At 55.5% G+C, this 13,262-nt stretch carries 13 protein-coding genes; all 13 read right to left on the bottom strand.

The genetic code is table 11. The annotated features are described in order from the left end of the window. Positions 1-3 precede the first annotated feature (3 nt). Complete coding sequence (locus K8Q93_02850) at positions 4-1,716, bottom strand: penicillin-binding protein 2 (protein MCE9644152.1); 1,713 nt, start codon at positions 1,714-1,716, stop codon at positions 4-6. Positions 1,717-1,785: 69 nt separating this feature from the next. Then, a complete protein-coding gene (locus tag K8Q93_02845; GenBank protein ID MCE9644151.1) occupies positions 1,786-2,115 on the bottom strand; it encodes a hypothetical protein in 330 nt (109 codons plus the stop codon). 14 nt (positions 2,116-2,129) lie between these two features. Beyond that, positions 2,130-3,008 carry a 16S rRNA (cytosine(1402)-N(4))-methyltransferase RsmH gene (gene rsmH, locus K8Q93_02840; protein ID MCE9644150.1) on the bottom strand — a complete coding sequence of 293 codons (879 nt, stop codon included), beginning with the start codon at positions 3,006-3,008 and terminating at the stop codon, positions 2,130-2,132. A 6-nt stretch (positions 3,009-3,014) separates the two neighbouring features. Beyond that, positions 3,015-3,452 carry a division/cell wall cluster transcriptional repressor MraZ gene (mraZ, locus tag K8Q93_02835; protein MCE9644149.1) on the bottom strand — a complete coding sequence of 146 codons (438 nt, stop codon included), beginning with the start codon at positions 3,450-3,452 and terminating at the stop codon, positions 3,015-3,017. A 160-nt stretch (positions 3,453-3,612) separates the two neighbouring features. Continuing rightward, positions 3,613-5,196, bottom strand: coding sequence for a lysine--tRNA ligase (lysS, locus tag K8Q93_02830; protein ID MCE9644148.1), 1,584 nt, complete (start codon positions 5,194-5,196; stop codon positions 3,613-3,615). A gap of 75 nt (positions 5,197-5,271) precedes the next feature. After that, positions 5,272-5,742, bottom strand: a complete 471-nt coding sequence (gene greA, locus K8Q93_02825) for a transcription elongation factor GreA (protein ID MCE9644147.1) — start codon at positions 5,740-5,742, stop codon at positions 5,272-5,274. Between the two features lie 305 nt (positions 5,743-6,047). Beyond that, positions 6,048-7,757 carry a hypothetical protein gene (locus tag K8Q93_02820; GenBank protein ID MCE9644146.1) on the bottom strand — a complete coding sequence of 570 codons (1,710 nt, stop codon included), beginning with the start codon at positions 7,755-7,757 and terminating at the stop codon, positions 6,048-6,050. Continuing rightward, positions 7,738-8,025 carry a hypothetical protein gene (locus tag K8Q93_02815; GenBank protein MCE9644145.1) on the bottom strand — a complete coding sequence of 96 codons (288 nt, stop codon included), beginning with the start codon at positions 8,023-8,025 and terminating at the stop codon, positions 7,738-7,740. Before K8Q93_02815 ends, K8Q93_02820 begins: the two co-directional genes overlap by 20 nt. Further along, entirely contained in the window at positions 8,022-8,825 is an 804-nt protein-coding gene (locus K8Q93_02810) for a rod shape-determining protein MreC (GenBank protein MCE9644144.1), read from the bottom strand. Before K8Q93_02810 ends, K8Q93_02815 begins: the two co-directional genes overlap by 4 nt. After that, a complete protein-coding gene (locus K8Q93_02805; GenBank protein ID MCE9644143.1) occupies positions 8,788-9,864 on the bottom strand; it encodes a rod shape-determining protein in 1,077 nt (358 codons plus the stop codon). Before K8Q93_02805 ends, K8Q93_02810 begins: the two co-directional genes overlap by 38 nt. A 1-nt stretch (position 9,865) precedes the next feature. Beyond that, a complete protein-coding gene (locus K8Q93_02800; protein ID MCE9644142.1) occupies positions 9,866-11,113 on the bottom strand; it encodes a prolyl-tRNA synthetase in 1,248 nt (415 codons plus the stop codon). A 441-nt stretch (positions 11,114-11,554) separates the two neighbouring features. Beyond that, positions 11,555-12,670: a site-2 protease family protein gene (locus K8Q93_02795; GenBank protein MCE9644141.1), complete on the bottom strand. Its 1,116-nt coding sequence runs from the start codon at positions 12,668-12,670 to the stop codon at positions 11,555-11,557. 9 nt (positions 12,671-12,679) lie between these two features. Continuing rightward, the gene (gene frr / locus K8Q93_02790) at positions 12,680-13,231 is read right to left on the bottom strand and encodes a ribosome recycling factor (GenBank protein ID MCE9644140.1); all 552 of its coding nucleotides are present in this window, start codon (positions 13,229-13,231) and stop codon (positions 12,680-12,682) included. Positions 13,232-13,262 lie beyond the last annotated feature (31 nt).

The raw sequence follows: 13,262 nt of genomic DNA, 5'->3' as shown, positions 1-13,262 counted from the left end.
ATTCTAGCGATCAGGAGGGACTTCGTAATAGCTTATGAGAAACTTAGTGGTCTTCTGGAAGGATTCCGTCCAGGTCTCGGAGGCGTACTTCACGCCATGGGGATTCACTGCGTAGTAGAAGATGAGGAATTTAGGCTGATAGGCCGGGAAGTAAGCGAAGAACGAGTGGAGATACCTGTCTTCATAGTACCCGCGACCGTTCTCCTTCGCAATTTGAGCCGTACCGGTCTTGGCGCCTACGGAATAATGTGGGAGCTTAGCCTTGCCGCCGAGGAGCGCTTCGTCCACCACAGTGACGAGCATGCGGCTAATCTCGGTAGAGGTCTCTTCCTTGAGCACTTGTTTGCCAGGCGGGTAAGCCTTCTCCTTGCTTACGCCCAAGCGGTAGTCGATGCGCTTGACCACATGCGGCGTGATGAGATGTCCGCCGTTCCCGAGCACGGAAAGCGCGCGTACCGTCTCGATCGGCGTCATAGCGATGCCCTGGCCGAAGGAGGCGTTCGCGTATTCCAGGTCGCGCGGACTGTTGAGGTTCGTGATGATGCCGTTTACTTCGTTCGGCAGATCGATCCCCGTCTTCTCCCCTATGCCGAAGTCCCGCATATAGTCCGCAAAGCGCTTGTTGCCGAGACGCCCGACGATATAGGAGACGCCTACGTTCAGTGACTGACTGAGAATCTCCTGTACCGGTACGACGCCGCGCGCCTTGCCATCGTAGTTGCTGATCTTTGAACCATTCAAGGTGATGGTACCAGTATCGTTGTAGGTAGTGTTGCGATTGATGACGCCGGCGTCCAGCCCCGCAGCCACGGTTAGAGGCTTTATAATCGAGCCCATCTCATACACGCCCTCCACCATCGGATTTACATACACCTGCGGATTCTTGACCTCCTGGTAGGCATTGGGGTCGAAATCGGGATACCCTGCCATGGCATAGATCTCACCTGTCTCCGGATTGATGATGATGCCACCCACCAGATCGGTATTACGCGCCTGTGCCACTTCCTTGAGACGCTCCTCGAGGAATGACTGCACAGAGGGCTCGATGGTCAGCACGATGTCCCCTTCCGCGTCGAGCTTCTGCTCGACGAGAGAGTCCTTGATATTAGAAAAGATCTGTACGAAGAAATTGGCATACGCACCCTTCTCGTCACGAGAGAGTACGTTGTCATAGTAGCGCTCTAGGCCATAGCGGCCGGTGAGCACGTCACCCTTGAAGCCTACGAAGCCAAGCACCTGAGAAGCTAGGTCGTTGCCGGGATAGAAGCGCCAGCGCTCCTTACGGAGGCCTACGCCGGGGATATCGAGCTCCGCGAGCGGAGCGCCTTTCTCAAGCGGTACATGCTTGGCGATCTCCCGGTAGGAGCCGGTCTTCTGCGCGGCCCGCACGAAGAAATTAGCGCGGTCTATGGGCGTAATAGCGGAGAGCATCTCGTAGACCTTCTCTTCTTCCGTGAGAAGCTTCGGATTGATGCTTATGATATAGCCGCTCTTGAGCGTGGCGGCGCCCACCAGGTTGCCACCCTTGTCGGAGAAGTAGATCGAACCACGATTGAACGTGGCGCCGGCAGTCCCCGTGTACTGCGCCTCCCCGCGCTCGCGGAAAATATCGCCGTAGACGATCTGGATGGCATAGAGCTTGCCGATGAGCACAAGCCCCACCAGGAACATGAGTCCCGAGAAGAGGCGTATGCGGAAGACGTGGCTAGGTTTCATTTATAAAAAGCGTCACGCATCTGCCCCAAGAAGAGACGTATGCCTCGCACACCAATACTACCTCAAACCCTACTCAGCAGAGCCTTGATTAACCAAGGAAAGACGGGTGTGCTCAGAGGAGCGGGCCAAGAAATCTACCGAAGAGGCATCGTGGAAGCCAAGGGCGAGAGCTGTTTCCAGATTCACCTTGCTGCGTGCTACAAGATACTTACTCTCAAGGTCGCTCACCTCGGAGTGGAGAGTGGCGATGGCGCGCTGGGTGTCCTCTACTGCTACCACGTCGCGGATAGTCTGATTGAGCAGGAAGAGATAGGTGGCGACGAGCATGCCGGCAAGGACAGCAAGGACGAAGAAGGCTCGCTGGCGGTATTCGAAACGGAGGATGGCTACGGAATTCATATGATTTTAATAATTTAGTTCTTTTCTATAATCCGCAGCTTGGCACTGCGGGATCGGGGGTTCTCTTTCAACTCTTGCTCGCTCGGTACGATAGGCTTCTTGGTGAGGAGCGTTCCCTGGCCTTCATCTGAAAGCTTCCGGAAGAAGTGCTTCACCGGACGGTCCTCCAAACTATGGAAGGAGATCACCAGGAGTCGCCCTTTGGGCTTGAGCGCCGCCCAGGCCTTCTCGAGGGCTTCATCCAAGGCTCTCAGCTCGTCGTTCACCGCGATACGGAGAGCCTGGAACGTCTTAGTGGCAGGATGCGTCTTGCCTCTACGCGGGATGGCTGAAGCGATGACTTCAGCGAGTTCCGCAGACGTCTCGATCCGGCGCTTGGCGCGCGCTGCGATGATGGCTCGTGCGATGTGCCGCGCGCGAGGCTCTTCTCCGTAAGCCTTGATCACCGTGACCAAGGTCTCCTCAGACCATTCGTTGACCGCTTCCTTCGCCGTTACCTCCCCCTCCTTAGGAGAAGCACCGAAGGTCATGAGGAGAGGTTCGTCTCTCTGGAAGCTGAAGCCGCGTCCGGACTCTTCCAATTGATTGGAACTGAGGCCGAGGTCAAAGATCGCTCCGTCTATTCCCTGCACATCCCTTTCCGCAAGCACCCGATCGAGCTCACGGAAATTTACGTGATGGAACGTTATGCGACCTTCGTACTCCTTGAGGCGCTCAGAAGCGCGTACGAGCGCACCCTCGTCAGCGTCCGTAGCAACGACCTCTACGTTCTTGTCAGCCGCGAGTATCGCCTCGCTCATGCCTCCCCCATTCACCGTGGCATCGAGAACGACGCCGCCATGAAGGTTGAGGCCCTCTACTACTTCTTGTAAAAGAACGCTTACGTGAGCCATACCTCTTTAGACGAGGGCTCCTGCTTCGCCGAGCTTCTCGGCGAGGATATCGATGTCCTTCTCCACATTCTTCTTGTAGTCCATCCAGGTCTTCTCGTTCCAGATCTCCGCGCGCTCATGGATGCCGGCGAAGACCACCTTGCCCTTGATACAGGCGAACTCCTTAAGGAAGTCCGGGATCAGGATGCGCCCGATGGAATCTACATCTACCTCAACTGCTCCTCCTAGCATGAAGCGGCTGTACTTACGCTTGTCTGCCTGTACCAGCGGGAGCCTGCCTACATCATCCGAAAACTTTTCCCATGCCTTGAGCGAGAACATGAACAGACAGGCGTCGAGTCCTTTGGTCACTATCACCTTATTGCCGAGCACCTTGCGGAACTTGGCGGGGAGTGACACGCGGTTCTTTGCGTCTAATGTGTGCGTGTATTCGCCGATCAGCATATAAATTCTTCATCCCACAATTTCCCACTTCCATACCATTCTATCCCACTCCTTCCCACTCTGAAACTGGTTATCCACCTTTTTCCACAACAGGCCACGCAAACGAAAAAGCAGCAAGCTGTCTTGCTGCCCGGAGGGGATAACCGACTTTAAAGAGAGCCTAGGAGGAGGCTTCCCGGAGGCGGGAAAGGAGGAGTTCCCTCTCCAATACAGAGAGGAACCAGCCCGCCTTAGGGCCGCTCGGCTTCCCTAGGAAAGAGAGATATACGGCACTGAAGAAGTCCGCAGCCTCGATACCGAGGGCCTTCCGCATCTCATGGAGGGCAGTATGAAGCAGCTGGCCGTCCAAGATCGGATTCGCTTCCACATACTCCAGGATGGCCTTAACGGCTTTCTTCTGCTCGGGAGAGAGGCTCTTGGCTGCTTCGGGAAGCTCCTTGGCCAGTTCATACTTGAAATCTTCCGGAGCGCACTCTTCGAGCCACTTCTTGGCGTACAGTGCCCGAAGTTCAGTTTCTTCCTTGTCTTCTTGAGTCAGAGGGCTTCCCTTCATCTTCTCCACCTCGACAAAGAGATCGAGGTGAGGCATCTGTACGAGGAAAGCTATCAGCGAGAAGCGCGGCAAGAAGCGACGAGGAATGCTTTTCTGATCCTCCGGCTTATGAGAAAGGACGAGCATCCGCACGTGATCATCGGTCTCGCCAACAAAATATTTCTCCGCCAAACGGTCATAGAGATCGAAGAGTACGGGAATAGTATCCCCTTCTGGGTCGAAATTGATTGCCTGATTGATATCCTTGGACAAAAGCCCGAGACGGAAGATGTGCGGTGGCAGAAGGTCGGCTACTTCACGAGCAGAAGAGCCTCTTCCTTTGGAAGAAGACATCTTCTTACCGCCAATGAGGAAGAATTCATAAGGTATATCGAAGGGCGGCTCATAACCAAAGACTTCACGGGAGATACGATTGGCCACATCGCGCGCTCCGCCCTTAGTAGAGTGGTCTTTACCTCCACCCTCTACCATGACGTTCATTACCTTGAACTTCGCAGCCCACTCCACTTTCCACGGGAGCTTGGCACGCCCATCAAACGGCGAGACGCTGCCCTCATGACTACAGCCCTCCGCCCACTCTACCTTCTTCGCCTCACAGCGATAGGTCACTTTCTCGCCGTCAAAAGAAACAGCAGTCGTAGTGCCTATCTTGCCGCACTTCTCACAAACAACCGAGAGCGGAAGCCAAGTATCGGCGCGTTCTGAACCCGAGACCTCTTTATAGATACGACGTATGTCTTCCGCTTTCTCAAGGGCTATCCTAATAGCCTCGTTCATGCGACCAGAGAGATAGAGCTCGCTCGCGCGATAGTAGGTAGGATAAAAGCCGCTATCCTTAAGCACGCCCGCAAACTCCTCGCCATAATATTCTGCAAAATTCTTGGCCTTACCGTCCGGCGAGGGAATAGTGTAAAGGGGTTTACCCATGTATTGCCGATACACTGCTTCATCAAGATACACGGGCATACCATCCATCGGATCGAAATCGTTGATCTCCCAATAGAAAGTATTAGCAACCCCTTTATCCGCAAGCACCTGGGAGACGAGTCCGTGGATAGCCGCCCCGCGCATCGAGCCCACATGCACGCGGCCAGAAGCCGTCTTCTCGTCGCGAATGACTAGAGGCCCGGCTGCAATATCCTTGGCTCTGTCTTTCTCTATGGATTCCGCAATGCGATCAGCCCAAAACATAAAGATAGACTACCTTCTTCTGAGAATAATTAAAAGGACGCCTGGCTCTAAGCCAAGCGTCCTTTTAAGCATGAGTTACTTCTCAATCTCCACCACCTCGTACTTGCTCGGACCCTTAGGAGTCGTCACCGTGACCATCTCACCGCGCTTGCGGCCCATGAGCGCCTCGCCCAAAGGCGAGCGATTAGAGATGCGGCCCTCAGCGCTGTTGGCTTCTTCAGAGCCGACGATGCCGTAGCGCTGGGTATCCTTGGCACCTTCCTTCTTCACCACCACGAAGGAGCCGACGCCTACGGTGTCGCTGTGACGCTCGGAGACGATCGCAGCAGACTTGAGCACACTCTCAAGTTTGGTGATGCGCTCTTCGAGGGTCGTCTGGAGCTCGCGAGCCTCCTGGTACTCTGCGTTCTCGGAGAGGTCTCCAAGAGACTTGGCGTACTCAAGGCTATCCGCGATTTCCTTGCGGCGGGTGGTCTTGAGGCGCTGGAGCTCGGTCGAAAGCTCGTTGAATTTCTCCTGCGTCAGATACTCTTTTTCTTCTGGCATATGGGCGTTATTAGGGGCACATCTTACCCGCGAAAACGTTAAAAGTCAACGTAATCTGGAGAGCTTTAGTTTGACCAACCTACCTTTTTATATTTTACTATAACTGTACGCTCTTCCTCACTGAGACCTTCTCGCAGTCTCAGCATCGCCAATCACAGGTGACCCTTGCAGCTCAAACGCGAGTTAAGCCGCACACCTCTATAAAAAATGTAGGCCCAAGCGTACACCCATCCCGAGGGCCACATCCACCTCTACAGGCGACCGAAAGGTTGCCTGTTAACTTTTGAACCAAGCCCCCTCAATTCTCATTGTGAACCATCCAAATATTCCTTCCTATGCACCGCCATCCAATCGAGGAGTCCCCGCATCACAAAAGCGGCCCCAGTGAGATTCTGACGCGGCCCCTTCTCCATCATCACGATAAAAGCGTAGCGCGGCTCCTGATACGGGAAAAAGCCCATCACCCAGGAATTGACCTTCTCCTTGGAGACACCGAGCTCCGCTGTACCCGTCTTACCTGCCACCTGGACATAGGGCACATTGAGCGCCCTGGCAGTTCCTTCGAGCGCTCCGATGCGCATGCCTTCCCGTACGACCCTGAGATCGGAGGCTGCGACCGCGAGCCGTACGGATTCGAGATGATTCCCTGCTACCAGGGAAGGCGTGCGTAGAGAACCGCCGTTCGCTACCGCGGAGATGGCGCGCACCGCCTGGAGCGGAGTAACCTGCATGCCGTACTGGCCGATGGATGTGAAGTAGGTGTCCCCGAGACGCCACGCTTCCCCATCGAAGTTCCGCGCCTTCCACTCTGGATTAGGTATGGTGCCGATATTCTCGCTCGGGAGATCGATACCGGTAGAGGAGCCGAAGCCGAACATACGGAAATATTTCTCGAGACGCGTGATGCCTAAGCCCGCCTGATCCTTGTAACCACCGCCTACTACATAGAAATACACGTTCGAAGAGACCGCGATGGCATGCCGCATATCCACCCACCCATGCGCCTTCCAGTCGGAGAAGACCGTGTCTTTCCCCTTCACATATGGATTAGGTATGGAGATGGAGCCGGTAGAGAGGATCTGCTTTGCGGGATCGATGATCTTCTCAGTAAGCGCGGCCGTAGCCACGAAGGGCTTTACGATGGAGCCCGGCGTATATACGCCAGCGGCGACGCGGTTGAGGAAGACGGATTGCTTGGAGGAATTGTAGCGGGCGATCTCTGCACGATCCTCGCCATCAGAGAGCACCTGGCTCTTGTACTCAGGGAAGCTGGTCATGGCGAGAAGCTCTCCGGTGCGTATGTCCATGATGACGGCGGCTCCTCCTTCAAAACCTACTTTGCCCGCCAGATCCTGCATGCCCTTGTAGAGCACCGACTGGATCTCTGCATCCACGGAGAGAGTCAGATCTTCTCCGTGCGCAGGCGGCTCAAGCACGCTCTCGGACTCCACCTCCCCGTGCACATCAGTCTCAGTGATCTTGATGCCGTTCACTCCCCCGAGACGCGCGGCATACTGCTTCTCCACCCCGTCCTTTCCTTCGAATTCATAGGAGAAGTAATTACCGGCTTTGTCCTTCTGCGGATAGCTCACGTAGCCCAGGAGGTGTCCGAAGCCGGGAAGGTCCGTATATACGCGCTTAGAGACCTCGTCCCCGGAGACAGGCTCGTTCCAGGCGAGCTCCACCCCATTCCTATCCAGTATCCGCCCGCGCTCCGCGAAGATGAGGGTGTGCTTGAGGCGGTTCTGTTCGCTCTTCAAGCGGTAGGCAGCGCCCTCCGCGATCTGGAGATCCCAGATCTGGTAGCCGAAGGCGGAGATGATGAGTACAAAAAAACCAAGGAGCCCGTAGAGGGAACGCTTGCCGATAGGCTTCTCCAGGCGGCCCTCAAACTGCTCTGCGCGAAAGGAAGAGAGGTTGTACGCATCGAAAAACATCTCATCCGGATCGACAAGGGAGCTCCCCCTAGGGCGAGAGAAGAGTCTTTTAAAAAGATTAGTGAGAGCTTGAAACATATGAGGTGAGACGGAGGCCTCGCTTAGCGAGGAGAGAAAGGAACAGGAGTGCCAGAGCAAGAAGAGTCATCCAGAGCGGCGTAACGCCCGTCGAAGGCTCATGGAAGAGCACATCGAGAGCAAAGCCGAGAACAAGCACTTCCCCGAACCATGGATAGAGGGAGAGTCCCGGAAGGGCGAGAAGGAAGAGCGCCCACCACGGCAGGAAGAAGAAGGCAATAAGGAGCAGTATGTCGAGGAAGATACGGAGACGATTCGTAGTCATCATTGCTGCAATATCTCTATCCACCGAAGCTCGAAGATATTCACCGGGCTCTGGAAGAAGACCCGCACGAACGTATCCGAGTCATCCGTGGCGATCTCCTCCACCTTCCCGAAGATACGCGAGTTGATCGCCGGGAAGACGATTGAATCCCCTATGGCAACCGGCGATCCCTTGGGCAAAACGACTCGGAAATTTCCACCGCCCACCCCAATCGCCTTCCCCGGGGTACTCGACCCGATCATGACCTCCTGCTCTTCCCCAGGAGCAGAGAGGAGCTTCACTAAGGCGCTCCGCTCATACACGGCCGCTACGCGTCCGATGACCACGGAACCTAAGCCTAGGGCATAGTCTCCGGCGCGGAGGCCGCGATCTGTGCCGACATCGATGAGCAGGGTGTCGTAGGGAGAGCGGTTCGGACGCGAGAGCACGCTCGCGAGGACCGTCTCCTCCTCTTCCCTCCTCCCCAGGGCTTCTTTCAGGGAACGATTCTCAAGGAGGAGCATATCCCTATCAAGCATCTCCGCCCGCATGGTCTCGAGGCGACTCTTGAGATCAGTATTCTCCGAGACAAGCGCCGCCTTGGAAGAGAAAAAAGTACTTGCTCCGAAGGACACCTTCTCCCGGAAGACGCTCGCTGCACTCGTAAGCGGGAACGCAAGTGCGTTCGCTGAAGAAGAAAAAACAGAAAGAATGAGAGAGCCGCCGAAGACAAGTGCTAAGACGAGCGCCGCCAGGAGCGCCAGCACAACATAGCGATTACGCCTCTTATTGCTGTTCCCGAGCGTTGGTAATGGTCGCAGCATCTTCGTCTTTTACAAGAAGGTCGCGGTACTCGTCGATATTCTCGAGTACCACGCCGGTCCCGCGCGCGACCGCAGTGAGCGGATCATCCGCCACCCGCACGGGAATCTTGAGCACGTCCGAGAGCAGTTCCGGAAGCTCCTTGATGAGCGCGCCTCCGCCTACGAGATATACCCCATGGCGCATGATATCGCCGAGGATCTCGGGAGGCGCCTGCTCCAGCACCTCGCGGGCTGCCTCCATGATGCTATCAATGGACTGCGCAATGGCTTCGCGCACATCAGTGTCGGTGATGATGACTTCCCGCGGAAGCCCGGTGACCAGGTCACGCCCGCGTACCGCCATCTCCAGGGGTTCTGAAGGAATGACCGCGCCGATGCGCATCTTGAGGTCTTCCGCGGTCTTCTCGCCAATCAATATCTTGAACTCGCTGCGTATGTAGGAAATGATGTCGTTGTTGAGCTTGTCTCCGGCCACGCGCAGGTTCTTGGAGCGCACGATGCCCTCAAGCGAGATGACTGCAATATCGGTAGTGCCGCCGCCGATATCGATGATCATGCTGCCGATCGGGTTCTGTATGGGAAGCCTGATGCCAATAGCTGCAGCCATGGGTTCTTCAATGATGTGCACTTCCCTCGCTCCTGCGGTGCGGGCAGCATCACGCACTGCGCGAGTCTCCACATTGGTGATGCCGGAGGGTACGCCGATGACCACCCGGGGACCTAAAAGCTTCTTGAACGGCGCTTCCGCGCGCCCAATGAGATACGAGAGCATCTCTTCTGCTACTTCGTAATCCGAAATGACGCCGTCCACCAAAGGACGCACCGCGGTGATGTGCGCAGGCGTGCGGCCGAGCATACTCTTGGCCTCCGCGCCCACCGCCACCACGCGCCCCGTCTTCTGATTGATCGCTACTACGGAGGGTTCATTCACCACGATCCCCTGCCCACGGAGATACACCAGGGTATTTGCCGTGCCCAGGTCTATCCCTAAGTCGTTCGAGACAAGAGAGTAAAATTTCGCTCGTGCATCCTGAAACATGTTAGGAGCGGAGCTGTGTCAGTAATTCTTCTTTGGAAACGATACGGGCGTCTTTGTCAGTACGACCCTTGAGTTCGATACCGCCCTTCTCCAGAGACTGTGCGCTGATGACAGCGCGGAGCGGGATGCCGATGAGGTCAGCGTCCGCGAATTTCTCTCCAGGACGCGCGTCGCGGTCGTCCATGAGGACTTCAAAACCTTCTTTCTCGAGTTCTGCCTTGAGGCTCTCAGCTTCCTTGTAGGCCGCCGAACCAGGCTCGCCGAGAGGCAGGAGGTGAAGGTCGAAGGGAGCGATGCTCTTAGGCCAGACCAGTCCCTTCTCGTCCGCGAGAATCTCTACGACTGTGCCCATGAGGCGTCCGAGCCCAATACCGTAGCAACCCATGAGGACCGGATGCACAGTGCCCGTCGCGTCCGTGTAAGCGAGAGAGAAGGGATCGGAATACTTGGTCTTGAGGCTGAAGATATTGCCCACCTCGATAGATTTTGCTTCGACGAGAGATCCCTTATCGAGCCCGAGGTTCTTTAATATCTCGTCTTCGTAGACTTCTTTGTTTACTGCAATCCTTTTGTCCTTGTCGTAATAGATGATGTCCTCTCCTGCATCCGTAATAGCCTGGAATTCATGGGAGTATTTGGCAAAGGTGCCGCCGGAAGCGAAGGTCACATAGGTAAGATGCCCGATGCCGACCTTCTCAAAAATGCGCACATAGGATTCCTTGGCTGCCTCATAGAATTTCTCGAAATCGGCTTCGTCCGCATGGAAGGAATAGAGGTCCTTCATCACGAACTCACGTCCACGAAGGATGCCGCTCTTAGCGCGCAGCTCCATGCGGAACTTGTTCTGGAATTGATAGGCCGCCTGCGGCAGATCCTTGTAGGAAGAAACAAACTGCTTGAGGATGGGCACGATAATCTCCTCGTGCGTAGGACCGAGCGCCACTTCCCTGCCCGAGCTATCCGCCACCTTGTAGAGATCGTCCATACTGGTCCAACGGCCAGTAGCCACCCAGTTCTCCTTGGGATGGAAGGAAGAGAGGACCACCTCCTGGCCTCCGAGGGCATTCATCTCCTCACGGATGATGTTCTCGATCTTCTTGAAGACACGAAGGCCCAAGGGGAGATAGGAATACACACCTGCCATCTCCTTATTTATGAATCCGGCGCGTATGAGGAGCTGTGCATTCTTAGCCACCTCATCCTTGGGAGCCTCCTTCCTGGTGCGGGTGAAGAGATGAGATTGCTTCATAGTCGGTTCATAGTATCAGAAATGGATAGGGGGTCAAAAAAAGACGACGCCTAGCTGGGGCTAGGCGTCTGAACGACCAAATAGGATTGCGTGGTGAACCGACCATCAGATCCGATCCGTTGGGCCAGCCCGCGCTGTATCGACGCAGGCAGACGATCGAAGTTCATACCTGCATAATTCTGGATCTTTGCGGTCGTATCCAGGAGATTCGCGAGCAGGTCTCCGCCCCTCAGACCCTTAAGACCCCTGAGGATGCTTTCGCGTGACGGCTGGCGTAGGTCTCCCCAAGCAATGGGAGCAGCGTACATGCGCATACGCTCCTCATTCCTCGGGCTGTAACCCACCACGACCGACGAGTCTCTGCCGAGATCGAACATTTTTCCCCCGATAGAACAGTTGCTGTTTATCCCACTAAACCACAACAAAGCATGTTTAGCAAATCTATCTCAAAAGCCCTGAGACATCCTTGAAGGTGACTACCAACATGAGGAGGATGAGGAGCACGAAGCCAATCGCGTTCGTGACCGTGAGGATACGCGGATTAAGCGAACGACGGAGGAGTCCTTCGATACCCACAAAGAGAAGGCGTCCGCCATCAAGCGCTGGGAACGGGATGAGGTTGATGACTCCGAGGTTCACCGAGATGAAGGCTGCGAAGCCTAAGAGATACGCGAAGCCGAACTCAGAAGCGTGACCGACGAGAGTAGCGATGCCTACCGGTCCCGTCACTTCGGAGACGCTGGCATTCCCTGCAAAAGCTTTGCTGAGGAAGCCCCAGAGGCCAGTGGCCACGCCATAGGTGGTACGTCCAGTCATCTTGGCACCCTCCACGATCGCGGCTCCGACTCCGAGCTCCAAAGTACCGAGTTCGGCCAAAGAAACGCCGATTGCGGCTTTACCAGAGACAACACCCTCCACCGGAGTAACGGAGATAGTCTCCCCTCCCTCGATGATGATGCTGCCCCCTACATTGCTTCCCCGCTTAAGGTGAAAGGAAACTGGTTCTCCAGGATGAGTGGCAATGAAGGCCTGTACGCCTTCCACACTGAGATCATCAAGCTTCGCTCCCGCGGTGTCCATACCGATGATCTCGTCTCCCGTGCGAAGTCCCGCCTGCTCCGCCGGAGAGCCCGGTAACGTGCTAACCACCTGCACAGAGACATCCTTAAGAGGAAGCGAACCGCTGTAATCGACAGGTACGGTAAGACCAAGAGTGAGCGCAGAAGCAAAAAGAATCCAGGCAAAGAGAAAATTGAAAAGGACGCCGCCAAGGAGTATCGCGGCCTGCACCAGGCGGTGCTGTGCTGCAAAATTACGCTTGTCTCCCTCGACAGCTTCGTCCGGATTCTCCCCGAAAATCTTCACATAGCCGCCGAACGGCAAGAGGTTGAGCGCATAGGTGGTCTCTCCTCGAGTCCAGGAGAATATCCTTGGAGGAAAACCAATAGCGAATTCATCCACCCGCACCTTGGCCCACTTAGCGATGAGAAAATGCCCCAACTCGTGCACAAACACGAGAATGGTGAGGACGACCAAGAAGAGGATAGCGGTGAACATTAAATATGGTTATTGAGCAATCTCCTGCTCTTTCTTCTCATAGAGGGCTTCTAGTGCCTGGTTGGTCTCATCAATAATCTTCTGCATATCGTTCTTGAAACGGAACTTCTCGTCCTCCGAGATCTCCCCTTCTTTCTTCTGGCTCTCCAGATCATTCGACACCTTGTCGCGCTCGCCGCGAAGCGAGATGCGCGCTTCTTCGAACTTGGTCTTGGCTACCTTAGTGAGCTGCACCCGGCGTTCGCTAGTGAGCTCCGGAAAAGCAACCCGCAGACCAGTGTCGTCCACCGCAGCGGAGACACCCAGGTTGGCCTGTACAATAGCCTTCTCTATCGCCTTGGTAAGAGAACTATCCCAGGGAGAGATGCGCAGAGTACGAGCGTCCTCCACGGAGACCGCCGCCACCTGGCTTATAGGCATACGGGAGTCATACGCTTCCACCTGCACGGTATCGAGGAGAACCGGTGTAGCTCTGCCCGTACGCACGCCGCCAAGCTCGCGCTTGAGCCATTCCTCTATCTCCTTCGCCTTCGCCTTCAGAGGCGCGAAATTGTATGCCATATATGGATTGAGTGTAGCACTCTCTCTCTAG

Source organism: Candidatus Parcubacteria bacterium, from assembly GCA_021414235.1.
Lineage (GTDB): Bacteria > Patescibacteriota > Minisyncoccia > Phycocordibacterales > JAKFXT01 > JAIOOV01.
This window is presented reverse-complemented; position numbering and strand designations above follow the sequence as displayed.